Raw genomic sequence first — 21,929 nt, forward strand, 5'->3', positions numbered from 1 at the left:
ACGTTTATGAAAACGCCTTTTTTTAGTTTTAATGTTATCGATTTAAAATTTTTCTAATTGGGCCAAATTCCACATCCGGAAGTAAAAGTTCTCCTCATCCTTATTTTCACAGGACAATAATTCGCCTTCTTTGAGCCAAAAATGAATCTGCGCAAAGTTCTTTATTTCGTGATTATTCACGCGTTGTGCCAGATGATGCGCCTTAATGGCTGAAGGGTGTTTCAGACCTGCGGAAGCAATCAGTTCAGACAGGGCATGTAAGGTGTTTTTATGGAAATGAAATACCCGTTCTGCCTTGGTCGGCACATGTAAGGCTTTCTGGCGATCTTTATCCTGGGTGGTGACTCCCACAGGGCATTGATTGGTATGGCAACTTTGTGCCTGAATACAGCCTACTGCAAACATAAAGCCACGAGCAGAGTTCACCCAATCCGCACCAATGGCAAGCGTGCTGGCAATATCGAATGCACTAATAATTTTACCACTTGCACCAATTTTGATCTTATCTCTCAAACCTGCACCAACCAGGGTATTGTGTACAAACAGCAAGCCTTCTCTTAAAGGGGCACCGACATAGTCAATTAATTCAATGGGTGCAGCTCCCGTTCCACCTTCAGAGCCATCAACCACAATAAAATCCGGGTAGATCTGGGTATGTAACATGGCTTTGACCATGCTCATAAACTGCCATGGCTGGCCCAGACAAAGCTTAAATCCGACCGGTTTTCCGTTGGAAAGTTCACGTAATTTTTGTATAAAATGCATCATTTCAATCGGTGTGCTAAATGCCGGATGACTTGAAGGAGACACACAATCATGATCACGGCTGATGCCTCGAATTTGGGCAATTTCTTCTGAAATTTTACTTTTAGGTAAAATACCGCCGTGGCCAGGTTTTGCGCCTTGCGAAAGCTTGATTTCAATCATTTTTACCTGGGGTAATTTGGCTTGTGCAGCAAAACGTTCCGGATCAAACTGCCCATCTAAAGTACGGCAGCCAAAATAACCGCTGCCAATCTCCCAGACTAGATCACCGCCATATTCCAGATGGTAGGGACTGATACTGCCTTCTCCAGTATCATGGAAAAAATCACCTTTTTGAGCGCCAAGATTAAGGGCCCGTATCGCATTGGCGCTCATGCTGCCAAAGCTCATGGCTGAGATATTTAAAATAGAAGCTGAAAAGGGCTGGGTACATTGCTCATTCCCTATCAGGATGCGAAAAGTCTGCGGGTCGGCAACTTTGCAGGGCGTGATGGAATGACTAACAAAGCGGTAATTATCTTCATAGACATTCAGGATCGAGCCGAAAGGTTTATCTGAATTTTCATTTTTCGCCCGCTGATACACCAGACTGCGTTGCATACGGGAAAAAGGCAGTGCATCCCGGTCGGCTTCAATAAAATACTGACGAATCTCGGGACGGAATTCCTCAAAAATAAAGCGGAAATGTCCCATGATGGGATAATTTTTCAGAATGGAATGCTTATTTTGTAGTACATCATACAAACCCAGCAAACTCAGCAGAATGCTCAGGATCCATAGGGTATTCACTAACGTTTGCGGCATAAAATAATAGATATAACGCGGTGAATAACCGATATGAAATGTAGTAAAAATTACTGCAATCAGAATGCAGGCAAACCAGACCGAATGGCGGGAAAAGAAAGTATTAAGCAGCTTGTGACGTACTAATTGAGCAGGGTTAGCCATTGTAAAATTAAGTCCCTATTTCTACTTCTATAGGGCTTTATGATGTGCAGAGCAAGATATCTTATACAAGCAGAGAATTGTTATTCGATTTTATAAACTTGCCGAAAATAGTATTAAGCCAAGCAATGAATCAGCAGCGATTACAGATAAATTTTGCGGAAAAAGTACTATAGAAAAATTCTGCAAAAGACATGCATTCTATTTATTTCACAAGTAAGGCGGATGACTTTATAGTCGGTTTATTCACTATATAGGAGTCTTAAACTATGACCAAAAAATCCATTCGCTTTAATAATGCTGAGCTGGCTTGCTCATGTCTCAGTCATTTTTAAATATTGATGTTTCATTCAAGCTGCATTTCGGGGTGTCAAAGAAAAGCAGATTGGCACAGCGGCAGATCACCACAACAAGAACAAAAATATAAGCATAATTCTCCAGTCCCCAATTTGGGGATTTTTTTATTCTGGAATACCTAAAAGAATCTGGATGAAGCCTGTGTAGTTAATGGTTTTCCTCATCCAGTTGAGCGACTGCATTGGCCACAATACTCGGTTCAATATGTTTAATCTTTTTACCAAAGCTACGTAGCCACCAGACCAGTTGCGAGGTAAATGGCACGGTAGCAGTGATCAGCGACATGCCATCTTCCATTTTTTCAATTTTCTGGTCTTTGCTGAGCTGGCTTTCCTCAAAGTAATGTGCATCCGATTCCGACATCCTGAGTTTTAGCGTGACATTTTCAGTAGGGTGGTTGAAGTCCACCCGGAAGCCCAGCGCACCAGAATCAATATACTCATCAATATCGAAATTGACCGGATGCAAGGCACGTGAATTCAGCACGACGGCCGATTTAAAGCGGTGCAGGGCAAAGGTCTGGATATCGGACTTGTCATGACGGGTACACACCAGATAGATGATTGACCCTTTTTGTACCAATGCCAGAGGATTGAGAATATAGGTTTTTTCTTCGCTATTATGACCGCGGCCCTGATACACACATTCCAGTTGTTTGTCTTGTAACAGGCCTTCATACACCGCTTGCTGCGCGGCCTTATCTACCACAGGGGGAATCAGGGGTTGGGTAGCCGGAACAATGCGCACACGGTTAATCCATTGCCGGACATTGTTCTGGGAAGAAAGACTGCGTCGTGCCAGATCAAACCACGGATTCATTTCCTCGATCAGGCTCGGTGGCAGCAGATGTTTTAAATGTTCTTCGACCATCATGAAAGTGACCGCTTGCGAGCTGGTCATATGCGGCAAACTTTGCAGCGGCGCATCTGAACGCCAACGCCAGCCTTGCGGCGTGGTTTTACTGCTTTCAATCGGAAAGCGTTGAGCAATCTGATTCAGGTCGCGCTGAATGGTGCGCAGACTGATATCGATGCCTTCACGATTCAGGATTTCCTGTAATTCACGTGTTCCCATCCATTTGCCGGTAGAAAGGCGCGACAAGATTTGCCATTGGCGATACAGACTGTTTGAAGTTTCTTTTTCTTGTGCTGACATAATTTATTTTGCTGGCAATAAAGAAGAGGGAATCTAGGCTTAGCTTAACACAATAAAAAAACTCTGATTTTTTCGCAAGTCCCTCTGTGCAACATTTGTCCTACAATTCTAAAACAACTTGGTCGAAAATGGCATTGAGTTCAAAGGGCATTTATTAGATTAATGGTAATTGAAATACAGATGTCATGGCATGGATATTGCTTTGATTTAATTATAATAGATGATAATACGGGGGTTTGTATGCTTAAAGGAAATCAGGATACAAATGTGATTGAAACAATTGATAAATTTAGTTCCCAGAATATTGGAAAAAATTTTATAGACACTAAAACTATAGCGGTATCTACTACAACAAACCCACAACTTTTACTGCAGCAGTTGTCTTCAAAGTTCTTTAATGAAATGCAGGATGAGCATGTGCTGTCCAGTCAGGCAGGTCAAAGGCTGGAAGAATGGTTATCGCAACATACGCTGGATGAACTCAATGCACTGAATCAGGTAGCAAAAGAACATTTTTTACATCACGGTATTACCTTTACCGTTTATGGCGATGAAGAAGGTGTAGAGCGCACCATTCCCTACGACATCATTCCGCGAGTCATAGACCGGAAACAGTGGAATATGGTGGCTTTAGGTTCGGCACAACGGGTACGGGCGCTAAATTTATTCTTACATGATATTTATCATCAACAGGACATTTTAAAAGCCAATATCATTCCTGAGTTGCAGATTTTAACTCATGAGGCCTATCAGCCGCATATGTATCAACATAGCTTGAAAGGTGGGATTTATAGCCAGATTAGTGGAGTTGATGTGATCCGTGATTCCAAGGGCGAGTTTTATGTCTTAGAAGATAATCTCAGAACGCCATCTGGCGTGTCTTATATGCTGGAATGCCGCAAGATCAGTGAAAAACTCATGCCAAAAGTATTCGAGCAGTCCAAGATTGCCGGAATCGAGCAATATCCACAATTATTGAAAGAAATCCTGATCGAAAATGCCTACGTCGACAAGCCATTTGTCGTGGTGCTGACCCCAGGACGTTTTAATAGCGCTTACTATGAACATGCCTTCCTTGCAAGGGAGATGGATGTACCATTGGTAACATCACGTGACCTTTTTGTTGATGACTCGAAGGTTTATGTAAAAACCATACGTGGTCGCCAACGAGTCGATGTTATTTATAGACGGGTCGATGATACGTTTCTTGATCCTTTATGCTTTAAACCGGATAGCACTTTGGGTGTCGCTGGCTTGATGTCAGCTTATTTGCAAAATAATGTTGTGATTGCCAATGCACCGGGAACCGGTGTGGCAGATGACAAATCGGTTTATCCATATGTCGACAAAATGATTCGTTTTTATTTGGGCGAGCAGTCAATTCTAAAAAATGTTCCGACTTATCAATGTCGTAATTCTGAAGAATTAGACTATGTCGTGGCTCATCTGGATCAGATGGTGGTGAAAGAAGCGCAGGGTTCGGGCGGTTATGGCATGCTCATTGGACCACAAGCGTCTAAACAGCAAATTGAAACTTTCAGGGAGAAAATTTTAGCTGCGCCGCATTTATATATTGCGCAGCCAACTTTGGACTTATCGGTTAGTCCGACTTTGACCAATTTTGGTATTGCTGAACGTCATATCGACTTACGCCCATTTGTATTAAGTTCGCCTTATCGTACTGAAATCGTACAGGGTGGCTTGACCCGTGTGGCGATGCAGCCCGGTTCACTGGTGGTGAATTCATCACAAGGTGGCGGTATCAAAGATACCTGGGTAGTCGACAATTTACATTCATAAGATTCCAAAGAAGGAAAATGTCATGGTTTTGCTGAATAGCAATGCACAACATATTTTTTGGTTAGGGCGTTATTTATCTCGCACTCATTTTTTATGTGCGCGCTTTCCATTTTTAGAAGACGAAGCGGCAGTAGCGTATGCCCATGCTTTCTGTTTGCCTGCCTTTGATGCCAGTTCCCTAAATGAGCTGGTACTTGATCCTACGCAAGTGGCGTCTTTTAGCCAGCAGTTTAAAGTAGCTAAAGACAATATTCAGGAATTACGCGGGGTGCTGTCTGCTTCAGGCTATGCGGAACTGATGAAATTGATCAAAACCGCAGACAAAAATGCTGGTTATATCTGTGAAGTGGTGACGGAATGTAAAGATATTCTGGAAGCCGAATCTTCCGATATTTTTCTGTTTTTTAGTCTAGGGCAATGTGTCGAACAGCTCGATCATCAGTTACGTCTGGGTGAAGAAACCAGTACTACACTCTGCAAGATTGATTATGTGGTCAGAATTTTGGTAGAGATGGGCTGGAATGATCTGGAACAGTACTGGGAGCAGTTGCGTACAGAACCGAACCGGATTCAGTTTTACCAGTTTAGCGACCATATTCATCAACTGTTTGAGGCAGATGTATGAAATTGATGGTGAATCACCAAACGCATTATATGTACACGGCCGAGGTGAGGAACAGTATTCAGTACATTAAAATGATGCCTTCGAGCAATGCGCATCAGCGGGTGCATTCCTGGGATATTAGTGTGCCGGGTAATAAAGAAATCCGGAAAGATGCATTTCATAATCTGTGGATGACCTGTAGCCAGCGGGAGCCTTATTATTCCCTGACTATCATGGCGCAAGGGATTGTTGAACTGAATCCTGCGCATCAGAGTGGACTGAATGATTCAATCAATCCCAATCTTTTTCTACAGCCGACCGAATCAACCCAATGTAATGCAGCAATGAAAGACTTTGCACAACGTCATGTTCCTGCATTAACCCGTCAGCATTTGATTGGACTGGCACAGGCCTTGCTGGAGCATGTGCCTTATATTTCAAACAGTACTTCAGTGCAAGGCTCTGCAATAGATGCCTTTGAGTCCAGACAGGGCGTCTGTCAGGACCATAGTCATATTTTCATTGCCATGTGCAAATATTTAGGTTTACCTGCCCGATATGTTTCTGGTTATTTATATGCACAAAATGCTTCGCATCTGGCCAGTCACGCTTGGGCAGAGGTGTTTGTAGACCAGACATGGTATTGTTTTGATGTCAGTAATCTGTTATTTACTCCAAGTTCGCATGTTTATGTGGCGATTGGACGGGATTACTGGGATGTGGCACCGGTACGAGGTGTCAGAGAAAAGGGCGGTGTGGAATCCATGCATTCCATCGTTCAAGTACTAGGATGTTAATAAGGACGAATGAATGACGTATTGTTGTGCACTACGTTTAGAGCAAGGTATGCTTTTTATCAGTGATACCCGAACCAATGCCGGAGTAGATCACATTTCTGTATTTCGAAAGTTGTATACCTTTGGTATTCCTGGGGAACGTATGATCGTCATACAGGCATCCGGAAATCTGGCAACAACACAAGCGGTAATTGGGCATATCAAAAATCAGCTCGAATTAAAGCAGGAACCCAATATCCTGAGTCTGCACACCATGTTTGATGTTGCTGAGCTGGTGGGAAGTATGCTGAAAAAAGTGATTGCGAATGTTACGAGCGATATTTCGGAACAAAGCAATTACTATTGCAATCTGCTGGTCGGTGGGCAACTTAAAGATCAGGATATGCAGCTTTATCATGTCTATCCACAAGGGAACTTTATCTGTGCCACACGCGATACGCCGTATTTCCAGATTGGCGAAAGTAAATATGGCAAGCCGATCCTGGATCGTGCGCTGACTTATGATATGCCGCTGGATGAAGCTTTGCGCTGTTCCCTGATTTCATTTGCATCGACCCTACGTTCCAATGTATCGGTTGGTATGCCCCTCGATGTGCTGGTCTATAAAAAAGACAGTCTGATCATGCCAAGAGGCAAGCGTATTGCCGAAGATGATGAGTATTTCACGTCAATCAGCCGGCAATGGTCAGAGACCTTGAAAAAAGGATTGGCGGAACTTCCGGTTCCCTCTAATGAGTATTTCTTATAATAAACCTATCCGGGTTCAGGTTTTTCGCGTACAGTGTTAACTTCTATGCATCAGGTATAATAAAAAAAGAGGAGTTAGCACATGTACCAATTTTGTTATGCCAGTAAAAGTACTTCTCCCAAACCTGACTTACTTGAAGATTTGGCGAATATCCTGAAAGAAGCTCGTGATTTTAATTACCAGCATCAAGTGACAGGTGTACTGTATTTCGCAGATGGTCATTTTTTTCAATGTCTCGAAGGTGAATGTCCCACTTTAAAAAGTCTGCTGGTGGAGCGACTGAATAAAGATCCTCGCCATCAGGATATTAAATTATTTGAGACCAAGGAAATTGAATATCCAAGTTTCCCGGACTGGTCCATGAAATATATTTCCAAACGTAGTCAGATCCAGCAATTCTGTCGGGAAATGGGATTTGATGACTTTAATCCTTTTGCCTTTCAGCAAACTCATGTCGATGCCTTATTAATGTAATTATGCATAGAACAGGGCGAAGAACAAAAGTCAGCCTAAAGAAAAAGCCCAACATAAGTTGGGCTTTTTTTAGTGTGAAGACTAGATCAGACCATTTTGCGTAGTGGACGATTGCTCAGTCGGCATAATAGTTCATAACCAATCGTGCCATTCGCTTCTGCCACATCGTCAATCAGACGGGTTTTACCCCAAAGTTCAACTTCTGTGCCCAATTGCACATCTAATCCTGTGACATCAATAGCGATCATATCCATCGCTACGCGGCCAATCACGCGAGTTTGCTGGCCATTAATCGCGACATAGTTCTGTTTAGGGAAAGCGCGAGGGTAGCCATCACCATAGCCAATTGAAACAATGGCCAAAGTCATGTCTTGATCTGCGGTGAACGTCGAACCATAACCGACATGCTCACCCGCTTGAATCTCATTCAAGGCAATAATCTCGGCAGTAAAGGTCATGACCGGTTTCAAATCCAGGTCATGTACATCACGGTCTGCAAATGGAGTCGCACCGTAGAGCATGATCCCGGGACGGACATAGTCAAAATGCAATTCTGGATATTTATAGATTGCAGCCGAGTTACAGCAAGAGGCTAAAATTGGGGCACAGTCATTTTTAATTTCTAAGAATTGACGGATTTGTTCATCATTCAGTGGATGCTCAGCATCGGCATTGGCAAAATGCATGGCAAGCACGCAAGTAAAGCCTGCGGCTTTTAGCGTATGAATTACATCTTTGATCACATCAATCTTAAAACCTAATCGGTTCATGCCGCTGTTCAGTTTGACCCAGACTTTAAGTTCTTTGGCGATATAGGCATCTTTATGTGCAATTAACCAGTCGACTTGTGCCTGTTGATGCACAATGACTTCAATATTTTGTTCAATTACGATTGGCATCTCATCTGGTGAAAAAACACCTTCGATGAGCGTGATCGGCTGTAAATAACCTAATTCACGAATTTCCAGGGCTTCTTGCAGGCAGGCAACACCAAAGGCATCGGTTTCGTTTAAGGCTGCTAAGCAGTCTTTAACTCCGTGTCCATAAGCATTGGCTTTCACCATGCTGACGATTTTCGCGGTTGGGGCAAGTTGTTTGACACGGTTTAAATTATATTGCAGCGCAGCGCTGTCAATATAAACTGTAGCTTGACGCACCCTAAATTACTCCTAGAGGGACGATGGAAATGTGATGACGAGAGCTTGATTACTCTTCGTCATCATACTGAGCATAGAACTCAGGTGAGAGATTACTAAAGCGGGTATATTGACCTTCGAATGCCAGACGCACGGTACCAATCGGGCCATTACGTTGTTTACCGATAATAATTTCGGCGGTGCCAGCTTCCTTGGATTCCTTGTTATAAACCTCATCACGGTAAATAAACATGATCAAGTCGGCATCCTGCTCGATCGCACCGGATTCACGCAAGTCGGACATCACCGGACGTTTGTTTGGACGGTTTTCCAGCGATCGGTTGAGCTGTGACAGGGCAATTACCGGACATTGCATTTCCTTCGCTAAAGCTTTTAAGCTTCGGGAGATTTCCGAGATCTCGCCGACACGGTTATCGCCCATACCGGGTACTTTCATCAGCTGCAAGTAATCGACCATGATACAGCCCAGCTTTCCGCCATGCATTTTGGCAATACGACGCGCACGGGCACGTAATTCTGTTGGTGGTAGCGCAGAAGAATCATCGATATACAGATTTTTTTCTTGTAAATGCACAATGGTACTGGTGACTTTTGACCATTCATCACTGTCCATTTTACCAGAACGTAAATGTCCCTGATGCACGCGACCAAATGATGAAATCAAACGCATGGCGATGGAGTCGGCTGGCATCTCCATCGAATAGACCAGAGCAGGCAGGTTATTATTGAATAAAACACTTTCGACCAGATTCATGGCAAAGGTGGTTTTACCCATGGAAGGACGCGCTGCGACAATAATCAGGTCACCGGATTGCATGCCGGAAGTTTTGTTATCCAGTTCCACAAAACCAGTAGTTAAACCGGTAATGCTGCCTTCCATTTGCGACAGTTCATTTAATTTATCAAATACGTCTGCGACCACCGAGTTGATCGGCTTAGGGCCTTGCGCTTTGGCATTGTTATTATGCTGTTCAGCAATTGAGAAAATATTCGTCTCAGCCAGATCCAGAATTTCACTCACTGTGCGGCCTTTGGTGTCATAGGCATTTTGTAAAATTTCGGAGCTGACTTTAATCATGCTACGCAGGGTAGAGAATTCTTTAATTTTGCCTGCATAGGTTTCCAGATTATAGAAACTTGATGGCGAATCTGCCATCAGCTGCATCAGATATTCTTCACCACCAATGGCATCGAGTAAATTCTGTTTGATGAGCCAGTCATGCACCAGAACCGCATCATAAGGTGAGTTTTCTTTAGAGAGCTGCTCAATGGCACGGAAGATATATTTATGTCGGGTGGCATAAAAATCATTTTCGGTCAGTACATCACCGACCTGCTCAAAAGATTCAGCCACAGTCATTAGGGCAGCAAGTACAGCCTGTTCAATTGCTAAATTGTGGGGTGGAGTACGGAACTCCTTGAGATTGCTATTTTCAGTAACAATTTCCGGTTTAGCAGGAGCTACCTTTTTGCTGGCATTCGCCTGTGACATATAAATCCCTGATTTTAAATACAATGGTTAAATATCGTCGGAGATGAATAGCGTTTATTCACTACGAGATGAAATGATACGCGCTCTGATCAAAAATGCGAAGTGCAATTTTTTGTAAACACGAATAATAAAATGAATTTGACAGTGTTGGCTAGATTATATTTTTTAGAGATAAAAAAAGAGCATGCTTTCGCATGCTCTTTTTGAGGCGAGAAATTACTCAGCTACGATAGTAACTAGAACTTCTGCAGTAACATCATGGTGCAATTGGATTGCGATGTTAAATTCGCCAGTGTGACGAAGCGCGCCATTTGGAAGACGTACTTCAGCACGGTCTACTTCTAGACCAGCATTTGTCAACGCGTCAGCGATGTCACGAGTACCGATAGAACCGAATAGTTTACCTTCATCACCAGCTTTCGCAGTGATGACGATGTTCACTTCGTTCAATTGGTCAGCACGTGCTTGAGCAGCAGCCAAGATAGCAGCTTCTTCTTTCTCAAGTTCAGCACGACGAGCTTCAAAAGCAGCAGTGTTTGCTTCAGTTGCAGCAACAGCCTTACCTTGAGGGATAAGGAAGTTACGGCCGTAACCAGCTTTAACTGAAACTTTATCGCCTAGTTTACCTAGGTTTTTAATGCGTTGTAATAAGATAATATCCACAGCTCAACCTCACTTATGATTGTCAGTGTAAGGGATCAAAGACAAGTAGCGAGCTTGTTTGATAGCTAACGCTAATTGACGTTGGTAACGAGCTTTAGTACCTGTAATACGGCTAGGAACAATCTTGCCGTTTTCAGTGATGTACTGTTTTAAAGTGTCGATATCTTTGTAGTCGATGTACGTAACGTTCTCAGCTGTAAAGCGGCAGAACTTGCGACGACGGTAAAAACGTGCCATGTTATGTTCTCCTTAAGCTTCAGCAGAGTCTTGAGCGTGTTGTGCTTCTTCACGTTGAGCTTTACGCGCACGTTTTTCTTCAGCACTCTTCGCCAATAGTGACTCTTCAGTGATAGCGTTTTCACGACGGATGATAAGGCTACGAATGATTGCGTCGTTATAACGGAACAATTCTTCAAGCTCATCAAGAGTAGTTTGACCACACTCAACATTCATAAGAATGTAGTGAGCTTTGTGGATCTTGTTGATTGGGTAAGCCAATTGACGACGGCCCCAGTCTTCAAGACGGTGGATTTGACCTTCAGCTTCTTTGATGTGAGTTAGGTAGCGTTCTACCATACCAACTACTTGATCGCTTTGATCAGGGTGTACTAAAAGTACGATTTCGTAATGACGCATTGTCAGCTCCTTACGGTTTGGACAGCCCCAATTTAAGTAAATTGAAGCAAGGAGTCACAACCAAAGTTGTGTCGCAGTGTTTGCGAAGGGGGAATTGTAGTGATCTTTAGGGATAATTTCAACCAAATAAGACATTTTTGCGAAATTATATCTATAGTCAGATCTTTTAATAGAAAACCACATTAACTTTAAAACAGCAGGGTTCGACTGCTTAAATTCAGCAAATGTACTATTGAGAATATCAAGTGGCTTTCTCTAACTTAAAATCTGCATACACATTATCAATGTCAGGCTAAAACCAAAAAACGGTAAATTTATCAGAGATAAGAAAAGAGAGAGAGGTTCTAAAGCAGAGATTTTGATTCTGCTCTACAGATACTTGGAATGGGGGCTAGGAAAAATCAAAATAAAAAAAGATAGAGACTAACTCTATCTTTTTAAAAAAACACAATCTGTGTAGATGGTGCAGTTGAGGTAAAACTAAAGATAATACTGATGACAGTAATCAGGATCACCGAGAACAAGAAATATTTCTTTGCCCAAAGTTGATCATTTTCAGCTTTAAAGCCAATGACACCGATATACAACCAGTAAATGCACAGTAAGTTTAAAATCACTGCATAGAACCAGTTGGCATAACCAAAGACAAATAACGCATTCATGGTTAGTGTGAATAACACCACATAAACCAGTGATTCAATCTTGGTACGATGAATCGAACGCGCCACAGGCAAGATCGGAATGCCTGCATTTTTGTAATCATCAAAGCGGTAAATCGCAATCGCCCATGAGTGAGGCATTTGCCATAGCGCATAACCTAAAAAGATCAGTAACGCACCGAGGTCAAATTGATTGGCTACTGCGGTATAACCAATGATAGGCGGAGCTGCACCAGAAATACTGCCTACAACAGTTTGATGAATTGTGGTTCGTTTTGTCCATAGGCTGTAAAAACCAACATATACGACAAAACCAATCACCGCGAATAAGAAAGCGTACGCATTTACCCAGAACCATAAAAGACTAAAACCAACGATGCCTAATACCAGAGCAAAGGCTAGAGCAACAGGTTCGGAAATGGTTTTGGTGACCAGTGCACGGTTTTGAGTGCGCTGCATTTTTTGGTCGATGTCCTGGTCAATCACGTTGTTGACCACACATCCTGATGCTACGACAAGCGTAGTACCGAGAAGGGTAATAAGCAGGAGAAGGAAATCTACAGAACCTTGGGTGGCTACGAAGTAGCCACCCAAAGTGGTAACAAAGTTACCGAAGAGAATTCCTGGCTTAGTCAGGAATAAATACTTTTTCAGCATGACGACCAGTTTAGATCATCATGTTGTAGTGTAGGTAATTCATGATCCATACAGAACCCACTAAAAGAATAGCGATAGTTAAGATGGTATACACGAATGCAATCACGTTCCAGCGTTGCTCTGAAGAAGAGTTCATATGCAGGAAGTAAATTAACTGCACAAGAATCTGAGCAACCGCAGTAATCGCGATGACAGTAATCAAGATACCACGGCCAAAACCGCCTGCCATCACCATACCGAATGGAATTACGGTAAGGATGACAGAAAGGATGAAGCCAACGGTATATTGCTTAACGTTACCGTGTGATTCGCCAGCAGCGTTATGATCGTGACTCATTACAGAACTCCCATCAAGTAAACTACGCTGAATACACAGATCCAAACGATGTCAAGGAAGTGCCAGAACAAGCTTAGGCAAGCTAGACGACGCGTGTTTGCAAGAGTCAAACCATATTTCTTGATTTGAACCATAAGCACGATCATCCAGACCAGACCAGAAGTTACGTGAATACCGTGCGTACCTACCAAAGTAAAGAACGCAGATAAGAACGCACTTGTGCTTGGACCGTGACCAGCATGAACTAAGTGATTGAACTCATATAGTTCCATGCCGATGAAGATAGCACCGAATACCCAAGTAATCGCTAACCAAGTCAGTACTTTTGCAACGTCTTTTTTGTATGCAGCAAGAACTGCAAAACCAAAGGTTACAGAAGAGATCAAGAGGGCGAAGGTTTCAGTAAGAACGAAACCTAAAGAGTCGCCAAACAGGTCTCTCGCACTTGGAGTACCCACAGGAATGTGGCTACTCAAAACAGCGAACGCAATGAAGAGTGTACCGAACAGGACAAGGTCACTCATCAAGTAAGTCCAGAAACCAAAGACGGTGATGTCAGTATCATCGTGATGATGATGCTCATCGTGTCCGTGGTTATCGTGATGAAGTACTTCAGCCATTGTCTTAGTCCTTCTTCAAGTGTTTTTCAAGAATCGCATAGCGTTCGTTTTCAATACGCTCAACTTCAGCAGCTGGAACATAGTAATCCACTTTCTTGGTGAAAGAAGACACGATGAAGCTGATGATTGCAGCAATGAACGTAACAACTACTAACCACCAGATGTGCCAGATTAAACCGAAGCCCATAACAGTGATGAACATCGCGATAACGAAACCGGCAGCACGGTTAGTCGGCATGTGGATATCTTCGTACTTCGTTGGTTTTGCATACGCAACACCATTTTCTTTCTCGATCCAGAAAGTATCAATACCATTGATCTTTGGAAGATGAGCAAAGTTATAGAACGGAGCAGGAGAAGATGTCGCCCATTCAAGGGTACGACCATCCCATGGATCGCCAGTCAAATCTAGACGCTGGTCACGTTGTAGGAAACCAACCACGATTTGCATGATGAAACATAGAATACCTAGTGCAACCAGAACCGCACCAAACATCGCGATATCTACATACGGGTCCCATTCTGGGTTGTCAAATGTATTCAAACGACGTGTCATACCCATGAAACCAAGGATATAAAGTGGCATGAATGCAAAATAGAAACCGAAGAACCAGAACCAGAACGCTGCTTTACCCCAAGTCTCATTCAGTCTCCAACCGAACATTTTCGGCCAGTAGAAGATGATACCTGCGAACATACCGAATACCACACCACCAATAATTACGTTATGGAAGTGAGCAATTAGGAATAAAGAGTTGTGTACCAGGAAGTCCGCTGGTGGAACCGCCATCAATACACCTGTTAAACCACCGATACCGAAAGTTACCAGGAAGCCTAGTGTCCATAGCATTGGAGTGGTGAAAACAATACGACCCTTGTACATGGTGAACAACCAAGAGAAGATCTTCACACCTGTAGGAATCGCAATAATCATGGTCATGATACCGAAGAACGCGTTAACGTTGGCACCAGCACCCATAGTAAAGAAGTGGTGAACCCATACAACGAATGACAATACTGTGATTGCTACTGTTGCATACACCATTGATTTGTAACCGAACAATGCTTTGCGCGAGAAAGTCGCAACAACTTCTGAGTAAATACCAAATGCTGGTAAGATCAGAATGTATACTTCTGGGTGACCCCAAGTCCAAATCAAGTTCACGTACAACATTGGACTACCGCCCAAATCATTGGTGAAGAAGTGGAAACCGAAGTAACGGTCAAGCGTTAACATTGCGATTGTTGCAGTCAACACCGGGAAAGCCGCAATAATCAATACTGCTGTACATAAAGATGTCCAGGTAAAGATTGGCATTTCCATAAGTTTCATGCCAGGCGCACGCATTTTGATGATGGTAACGAAGAAGTTAACACCCGTTAATAGCGTACCTAGACCTGAAATTTGCAGTGCCCAGATGTAGTAGTCCATACCTACGCCTGGAGAATATTCGATACCAGACAGTGGAGGGTATGCCATCCAACCTGTTGCAGCGAATTCACCTAACGCAAGTGAAACCATCATCAGACCCGCAGCACCGGCGAATAACCAGAAGCTGAGTGAGTTTAATAATGGAAATGCAACGTCACGTGCACCGATTTGAAGCGGTACAGAGATGTTCATCAAACCAACAACAAGACCCATTGCCACGAAGAAGATCATGATCACGCCATGCGCGGTAAAGATCTGATCGTAATGCTCAGGGTGTAAATAACCTTCGCCGCCACCTTTTGCAAGGAACTGCTGAAGACGCATCATGATCGCATCGGCGAAACCACGCAAAAGCATGATCACAGATACGAAGATATACATGATACCAATTTTTTTATGGTCTACAGATGTGAACCATTCGTTCCACAGGTAGCCCCATTTTTTGAAGTAGGTAATACCAGCAAAAACTGCGATACCACCCAGGATCATCATTGCAACAGTTGCCAATACGATTGGATCGTAAGGAATTGCATCTGGACCTAACTTACCTAAGAAGCTCATGTCTTATTCTCCTTGAGAAGCAGTCGCATGTTCACCAGCTACATGAGCTTCAGAAGCAGCCGCTTCGTGAGCAACAGCATCAGTCGCTGCAGCTTCTACAGGAGCTGAATGGTCAGCACCGTGATAGTTACTCATATACTTGTGAATCACAGATTCAAACAAACCTTGCTCTACAGAAGAGTAGTAAGTCACAGGATGTGGCTTAGTAGGGTAAGGCTTCATTGCTTCAGCAGCAGCCTTCTCTTCAGGAGTTTCAGCTTTTGCAATAATCGCTTCGATCTGGTGTTTACCACGGTTGCCGTCACGTAAAGTTGCAAATTCAGCTTGGTCTAGAACAGTTTTTTGTACTGCATTAGGGTTAACTGAAGTACCGTTTCCTGCCTGAACAGCAGAAATCCATTCAGCGAATTGAGCATCAGTCACAGAATGTGCACGGAAGCGCATTTGTGAGAAGCCATAGCCTGAATAGTTTGAAGAGAAACCACGATAACCTTCAGCTGGACTAGTTTCATCAGCTAAGAAGTTAAGGTGAGTTTGCATACCTGCCATTGCATAAATCTGACCACTTAACGCCGGGATGAAGAACGAGTTCATCGTGAAGTTAGAGGTTAAACGAAGGCTTACCGGAGTTTGCTCTGGGAAACGTAATTCGTTAACAGTTGCAATGCCTTGCTCAGGATAGATGAAGATCCATTTAAATTGCTCAGCAATAACCTGAACAGTTAAAGGTGCTTTATCTGCTTCAATTGGACGGTATGGGTCATACTTGTGGGAACCCCACCAAGTTAACCAAGCTAAAATACCAATAATAATGACAGGGATACCCCATACCACAATTTCAATCGCAGTAGAGTGTGCCCATGTAGGTTTATAGTCTGCGTCTTTATTCGATGCACGATATTTCCAACCGAACCATAATGCCATGATGATTGATGGAATAACCACCAAAAGCATTAAGTAAATCGCAGTCATCATCAGGTTACTTTGACCTGCTGCAACTGGACCTTTAGAGTTCAGAAGTACCATATCACCACCACACCCGGTCAAGAGTGCAGTCATCGCAGATAAAGACAATACAGCTAAAATCGTTTGTCTCATTTTACAACCTCGGTGAAGAGTCCCATTCCCTAATTTAATATGGGATAGCGATTAAAGTGCATATGACAAAAAAGGCTGAATTTTACAAAACATCCTATTAATCACAATACACCGCTACGTTGTAGGGCATTATGCCTGAGATTCACGAACTAAGCTATATCTAGGGCGCTTTAAATGCCTGTAATAAAAACCGATTTTGCTGGTCTGGATTGGGGAGGATTTATGGGAATTTTATTTCAATTTCAAAGTTCTGTAATCAAAATGGGATGATATTCATCCCATTTTGTGTATTCTTGCACTATTGTTTCACAACTTGCGTTTTTGCGAGTTTATCGTGCAAGGTTTGACGTTTTTTGCCCAATCCGAAGGCCCAGTCAATAATTAAACTCAGTGGCATAAATACAATATTTAAAAATATGAAAAATACGCTACGAATAGTGAAGGCGCGCAACAGGCTGGTCTTTTCACCTGATTCTGCATCTACAATTTTGATTTTTGTAAGCTTTTTACCAATACTTTGGCCTGATTTTGCAATCAGAAAGGCTTGAATGGCCAACATGATAATCAAATAGACCGCTGTGGCAAGCCAGGCCTGCTGAGAAAACATCTCAAACATTTGCGTCTGTAATTGCTGAGCCAATGCGGGATCTGCATCGCTACTCAGCACGACATTCATGAATTCTTCATTCAATTGAGCAAACCGGGTTTCCTGTTCAGGGGTGAAAAATGCAGTCAAAATGAAGGTTGCTGGTAACCACAGTAACACGTCTACAATTTTGGCCAGGATACGGCTTGGAATACTGGCGAGTTCATTTTTTTGAGTTGCTGTTTGAGTATGAGGCTGTGAATAGGCCGAAGTCGTTGACTGATTGTTCTGGAATACTGGCGTTTCGGGTGTGACTGTCGGAGCGACATAACCTTCAGGTTGATATACCGATTTTCCTTGGGTAAGTTCACCTAAGGCTTTCCACTCTGTCATGCCTTGATGCCATGCCAGGTCAGTCAGCATGACTTGTTGATTCGCCAGCATCTGATTCAATTGCTCGAGCGTATATGGACCAGCTTGTTGATTGTTTCGGGCCAAGTAAATCTGCATATAGACTGAATCTCAATATATAAATGTGAACTGATAATAGCTTTGATCAAGATTGTATTGAATTCTGTTTTGAAAACAAACATCCTCTCATCGTAAGATATAGATTAATTGAGGATTTTCAATCATATTTGTCATTAAAAATGAGCCCATACAAAATTGCAAGGATCTGCATTCTTAAAAATATCTTCCTGAACATTCGATGGTTATTTATTATTGCCATTTTGATATGACTTTACTGTTGGTATTTGTTTGTCATTACAGTCTTTATGTGTTGATAAGCGTTGATTTAATTATATTTATAAATTCAATTGTTTAGCTTGTGATTGGGTCTTTAGTTATCAATTTTCAAACAATAAATCATAATATCTATCTCATAAAAAAGACCCTATCAAAGGGTCTTTTTTATTCACAATTGCTTATGCTTTTTGCACTTTTTCTTCAGCCAGGAAGAACCAAGTTTCAAGTACCGAGTCTGGGTTTAAAGACACAGAGTCGATACCTTGTTCCATTAACCATTGTGCAAGATCTGGGTGATCGGAAGGACCTTGACCACAAATACCGACATATTTGCCAGCTTTACGACATGCTTGAATTGCAAGAGAAAGCAACGCCTTAACTGCAGGGTCGCGCTCATCAAATAGGTGAGAGACAATACCCGAGTCACGGTCAAGACCAAGCGTTAATTGTGTCAAGTCGTTTGAACCAATAGAGAAACCATCGAAATGTTCAAGGAATTGATCTGCCAATAAAGCATTGGTTGGAAGTTCACACATCATGATCACTTTAAGGCCGTTTTCACCGCGCTTAAGACCGTTTAATGCAAGAAGTTCAATGACACGTTTCGCTTCAGCAACAGTACGAACAAATGGAATCATGATCTGAATATTGGTTAAACCCATTTCATCACGTGCTTTTTTCAATGCACGACATTCAAGTTCGAAGCAATCACGGAAGTTATCAGAAACGTAGCGACTTGCACCACGGAAACCTAGCATCGGGTTTTCTTCTTCTGGCTCGTATAACTTACCACCGATCAAGTTTGCATATTCGTTAGACTTAAAGTCTGACATACGAACAATGACTGGCTTGTCTGCAAATGCAGCAGCAAGTGTCGAGATACCTTCGACCAGTTTCTCTACATAGAATTCGATTGGAGATGCATAACCTGCAGTACGCGCCATGACTGCTGCACGTGTTTCACGTGGAAGGCTGTCAATATTGATCAATGCTTTCGGGTGAACACCAATCATACGGTTAATAATGAATTCAAGACGCGCCAGACCAATACCTGCGTTTGGAATTTGAGCAAAGTCAAATGCACGGTCCGGGTTACCCACGTTCATCATGACTTTAAATGGAAGAGCAGGCATAGACTCAATTGAATTCTTTTGAATTTCAAAATCTAGTGCGCCTTCATAGATAAAGCCAGTATCACCTTCAGCACAAGACACAGTCACTTCCTGACCGTCTACAAGAACTTCAGTTGCATTACCACAACCCACGATTGCAGGAACACCAAGCTCACGTGCAATAATTGCTGCGTGACAAGTACGACCACCACGGTTTGTTACAATCGCAGCTGCACGTTTCATGACTGGTTCCCAATCCGGGTCAGTCATATCAGATACAAGAACATCACCGTCTTGTACTTTGTCCATTTCTTTAATAGACGTCACAATGCGGACTTTACCAGAACCAATGCGTTGACCGATTGAACGGCCTTCACAGATCACAGTACCGCGTTGTTTCAACAGGTAGCGTTCCATGGTGCCGACATTTTCACGGCTTTTTACAGTTTCAGGACGCGCCTGAACGATGTAAATCTTGCCATCATCGCCATCTTTTGCCCACTCGATGTCCATTGGTGCACCGTAGTGGTTTTCAATGATCAGCGCTTGTTTAGCAAGTTCTTGTAATTCCTGGTCGTTTAAAGCGAACTGTTGGCGTTCAGCTTTTTCAACATCCACGACAACGACAGATTTACCTGCAGATGCTTCTTCACCATAAATCATTTTCTGGTGCTTAGAACCCAGGTTGCGACGAAGGATCGCGTGTCGGCCTGCATTTAAAAGCGGTTTAGAAATATAGAATTCATCAGGGTTGACGGCACCTTGAACAACCATTTCACCCAAACCATAAGATGCAGTAATGAATACTGCATCACGGAAGCCTGATTCAGTATCTAGCGTAAACATCACACCTGCAGCGCCAGTTTCTGAACGAACCATGCGTTGTACACCAGCAGACAGGGCAACTACATCATGGGCAAAGTTTTGGTGTACACGGTATGAGATTGCGCGGTCGTTGTACAAAGATGCAAACACTTCTTTGATTGCGATCAGAACGTTATCGATACCACGAATGTTCAAGAAAGTTTCTTGCTGGCCGGCAAAAGAAGCATCCGGCAAATCTTCTGCAGTTGCAGAAGAACGAACGGCAACCGCGATGTCAGGGTTGCCGTTAGAAAGTTCTGCAAATGCTGTACGAACTTCTTGTTCTAATGCAGGCGTAAGTGGAGTATCCACAATCCATTGACGAATTTTTGCGCCAGTTTCAGCAAGTGCATTTACATCATCAACATTGAGTGCAGCAAGCTCTGCATTGATTTTAGCGTTTAGGCCACTTTGCTCGAGAAATTCACGGTAGGCATCGGCAGTCGTTGCGAAACCACCTGGCACAGATACACCAGCATTTGATAAGTGGCTGATCATTTCGCCTAGTGATGAGTTTTTCCCACCGACTAGCTCAACGTCGTGCTTCCCTAATTTTTCCAGACCAATTACGCGCGCTTCCAAAGTTGTTACTCCACTTTTGCAGTATTAATCACTATCTCGGCATGAGAGTATAGCAAATCATCTAGGTTTTTGATTTTACTAAGCGACAGTCATGTAAGATCGGTTTACTATAAAGATTATATAGCACTAAGACAAATGTTGGAGGAGAATTTTAATGTCGGAAGGTAAACAAATTCAGCGTAGTGTTTTCTTTATTTCAGATGGTACCGCCATCACCGCTGAAACCCTTGGACACTCGCTGTTAGCGCAGTTTCCGCATGTGAAATTTGACATTCATATTATTCCTTACATTAGTTCCGAAGAGGCGGCCACAAACGTGGTGGCAGAGATCAATGCAAGAGCTCAAATCGACGGTGAAAAACCGCTGGTATTTGACACCCTGGTTGATCCCTATGTGCGCGACATTATTAACACCGCAAATGCAGTAAATCTTGATGTATTTGAAGGGCTTATTAGTAAGTTGGCTGATGAATTAGGCACGATTCCTACAACTTTAGTCGGGCAGACCCATGCGGTGACCGACTCTGAGTCTTATAAGGCCCGTATTGATGCTGTTCATTTTGCTTTAGATAACGACGACGGCGCACGTACCCGTCATTATGATAAAGCTGACCTGATCCTGATTGGTGTATCGCGTTCAGGTAAAACCCCGACCTCTATTTATCTGTCTTTGCAGTTCGGTATTCGCGTAGCAAACTATCCACTGACTGAAGAAGATTTGGACGATAACCGCCTGCCAGCCGTGCTGCGACCGCATAAAAACAAGCTGTTTGGCCTGATGATTGATGCGGAACGCCTTGTGGCCATTCGTTCTGAGCGTAAAGCCAATAGCCGTTATGCCAGCTTTAGTCAGTGTCAGATGGAGTTACGTGCGATTGAAGGCATTTATATTTCGGAAGGCATCAAGTACCTGAATGTGTCTGAAATGTCGATTGAAGAAATCTCAACACGTGTGTTGCAAATGACCGGTTTAAAACGTCGAATCGGTTAAGAAATCAGCCAGAGCCAAACTGCGGTTTGGCTTTGATTTATAGCTAAAAATTACAAGTAAGCATTGATTAATCGAAATAATGTATGAATT

The 21,929-nt window shown here is 42.9% G+C and carries 19 protein-coding genes and 1 pseudogene; 6 read left to right on the plus strand and 14 right to left on the minus strand.

The window, feature by feature from the left end:
* Window positions 1-42: 42 nt before the first annotated feature.
* Entirely contained in the window at window positions 43-1,713 is a 1,671-nt protein-coding gene (locus Q9R24_RS10445; protein ID WP_004645422.1) for an FMN-binding glutamate synthase family protein, read from the minus strand.
* A gap of 501 nt (window positions 1,714-2,214) precedes the next feature.
* Window positions 2,215-3,222, minus strand: coding sequence for a WYL domain-containing protein (locus Q9R24_RS10450; RefSeq protein ID WP_311204391.1), 1,008 nt, complete (start codon window positions 3,220-3,222; stop codon window positions 2,215-2,217).
* A gap of 354 nt (window positions 3,223-3,576) precedes the next feature.
* Here Q9R24_RS10450 and Q9R24_RS10455 point away from each other — a divergent pair.
* The 5 genes and pseudogenes from Q9R24_RS10455 to Q9R24_RS10475 all read left to right on the plus strand — a co-directional run.
* Window positions 3,577-5,022: pseudogene (locus Q9R24_RS10455) on the plus strand (circularly permuted type 2 ATP-grasp protein); the annotation flags it as partial.
* Between the two features lie 22 nt (window positions 5,023-5,044).
* Window positions 5,045-5,647 carry an alpha-E domain-containing protein gene (locus Q9R24_RS10460; protein ID WP_311204393.1) on the plus strand — a complete coding sequence of 201 codons (603 nt, stop codon included), beginning with the start codon at window positions 5,045-5,047 and terminating at the stop codon, window positions 5,645-5,647.
* Window positions 5,644-6,423 (plus strand): transglutaminase family protein, encoded by a 780-nt coding sequence (locus Q9R24_RS10465; protein WP_004278799.1) that lies wholly within the window; start codon window positions 5,644-5,646, stop codon window positions 6,421-6,423. The genes Q9R24_RS10460 and Q9R24_RS10465 overlap by 4 nt, the downstream gene beginning before the upstream one ends.
* 13 nt (window positions 6,424-6,436) lie before the next feature.
* Complete coding sequence (locus tag Q9R24_RS10470) at window positions 6,437-7,171, plus strand: proteasome-type protease (RefSeq protein WP_004278798.1); 735 nt, start codon at window positions 6,437-6,439, stop codon at window positions 7,169-7,171.
* An 81-nt stretch (window positions 7,172-7,252) separates the two neighbouring features.
* The gene (locus Q9R24_RS10475; RefSeq protein WP_311204394.1) at window positions 7,253-7,645 is read left to right on the plus strand and encodes a BLUF domain-containing protein; all 393 of its coding nucleotides are present in this window, start codon (window positions 7,253-7,255) and stop codon (window positions 7,643-7,645) included.
* A gap of 86 nt (window positions 7,646-7,731) precedes the next feature.
* Here Q9R24_RS10475 and alr read toward each other — a convergent pair whose 3' ends face one another.
* The 12 genes from alr to ppsA all read right to left on the minus strand — a co-directional run bounded on the left by alr (window position 7,732) and on the right by ppsA (window position 20,848).
* Entirely contained in the window at window positions 7,732-8,802 is a 1,071-nt protein-coding gene (gene alr / locus Q9R24_RS10480) for an alanine racemase (RefSeq protein WP_311204395.1), read from the minus strand.
* 49 nt (window positions 8,803-8,851) lie between these two features.
* The gene (gene dnaB / locus Q9R24_RS10485; protein ID WP_044108866.1) at window positions 8,852-10,294 is read right to left on the minus strand and encodes a replicative DNA helicase; all 1,443 of its coding nucleotides are present in this window, start codon (window positions 10,292-10,294) and stop codon (window positions 8,852-8,854) included.
* Window positions 10,295-10,510: 216 nt separating this feature from the next.
* The gene (gene rplI, locus Q9R24_RS10490; protein WP_004278793.1) at window positions 10,511-10,957 is read right to left on the minus strand and encodes a 50S ribosomal protein L9; all 447 of its coding nucleotides are present in this window, start codon (window positions 10,955-10,957) and stop codon (window positions 10,511-10,513) included.
* A 9-nt stretch (window positions 10,958-10,966) separates the two neighbouring features.
* A complete protein-coding gene (rpsR, locus tag Q9R24_RS10495; RefSeq protein WP_004278792.1) occupies window positions 10,967-11,194 on the minus strand; it encodes a 30S ribosomal protein S18 in 228 nt (75 codons plus the stop codon).
* A 12-nt stretch (window positions 11,195-11,206) separates the two neighbouring features.
* Window positions 11,207-11,593 carry a 30S ribosomal protein S6 gene (rpsF, locus tag Q9R24_RS10500; protein WP_004278789.1) on the minus strand — a complete coding sequence of 129 codons (387 nt, stop codon included), beginning with the start codon at window positions 11,591-11,593 and terminating at the stop codon, window positions 11,207-11,209.
* Between the two features lie 437 nt (window positions 11,594-12,030).
* Window positions 12,031-12,909: a heme o synthase gene (gene cyoE, locus Q9R24_RS10505; RefSeq protein ID WP_311204396.1), complete on the minus strand. Its 879-nt coding sequence runs from the start codon at window positions 12,907-12,909 to the stop codon at window positions 12,031-12,033.
* A gap of 10 nt (window positions 12,910-12,919) precedes the next feature.
* Window positions 12,920-13,246, minus strand: a complete 327-nt coding sequence (locus Q9R24_RS10510) for a cytochrome o ubiquinol oxidase subunit IV (RefSeq protein WP_004645410.1) — start codon at window positions 13,244-13,246, stop codon at window positions 12,920-12,922.
* Window positions 13,246-13,866, minus strand: a complete 621-nt coding sequence (gene cyoC / locus Q9R24_RS10515) for a cytochrome o ubiquinol oxidase subunit III (protein WP_004278786.1) — start codon at window positions 13,864-13,866, stop codon at window positions 13,246-13,248. Before cyoC ends, Q9R24_RS10510 begins: the two co-directional genes overlap by 1 nt.
* Before the next feature lie 4 nt (window positions 13,867-13,870).
* The gene (cyoB, locus tag Q9R24_RS10520) at window positions 13,871-15,859 is read right to left on the minus strand and encodes a cytochrome o ubiquinol oxidase subunit I (RefSeq protein WP_311204397.1); all 1,989 of its coding nucleotides are present in this window, start codon (window positions 15,857-15,859) and stop codon (window positions 13,871-13,873) included.
* Between the two features lie 3 nt (window positions 15,860-15,862).
* Window positions 15,863-16,957 carry a ubiquinol oxidase subunit II gene (gene cyoA / locus Q9R24_RS10525; RefSeq protein WP_004278784.1) on the minus strand — a complete coding sequence of 365 codons (1,095 nt, stop codon included), beginning with the start codon at window positions 16,955-16,957 and terminating at the stop codon, window positions 15,863-15,865.
* A gap of 298 nt (window positions 16,958-17,255) precedes the next feature.
* Window positions 17,256-18,053 (minus strand): RDD family protein, encoded by a 798-nt coding sequence (locus tag Q9R24_RS10530; RefSeq protein WP_311204398.1) that lies wholly within the window; start codon window positions 18,051-18,053, stop codon window positions 17,256-17,258.
* A 416-nt stretch (window positions 18,054-18,469) separates the two neighbouring features.
* Window positions 18,470-20,848, minus strand: coding sequence for a phosphoenolpyruvate synthase (gene ppsA, locus Q9R24_RS10535; RefSeq protein ID WP_004278782.1), 2,379 nt, complete (start codon window positions 20,846-20,848; stop codon window positions 18,470-18,472).
* Window positions 20,849-21,002: 154 nt separating this feature from the next.
* Here ppsA and Q9R24_RS10540 point away from each other — a divergent pair, with 154 nt between their 5' ends.
* Window positions 21,003-21,839, plus strand: coding sequence for a pyruvate, water dikinase regulatory protein (locus Q9R24_RS10540; RefSeq protein ID WP_004278781.1), 837 nt, complete (start codon window positions 21,003-21,005; stop codon window positions 21,837-21,839).
* The last annotated feature ends 90 nt before the right edge of the window (window positions 21,840-21,929 follow it).

Origin of the sequence: Acinetobacter sp. RRD8 (genome assembly GCF_031844225.1) — a bacterium.
Lineage (GTDB): Bacteria > Pseudomonadota > Gammaproteobacteria > Pseudomonadales > Moraxellaceae > Acinetobacter.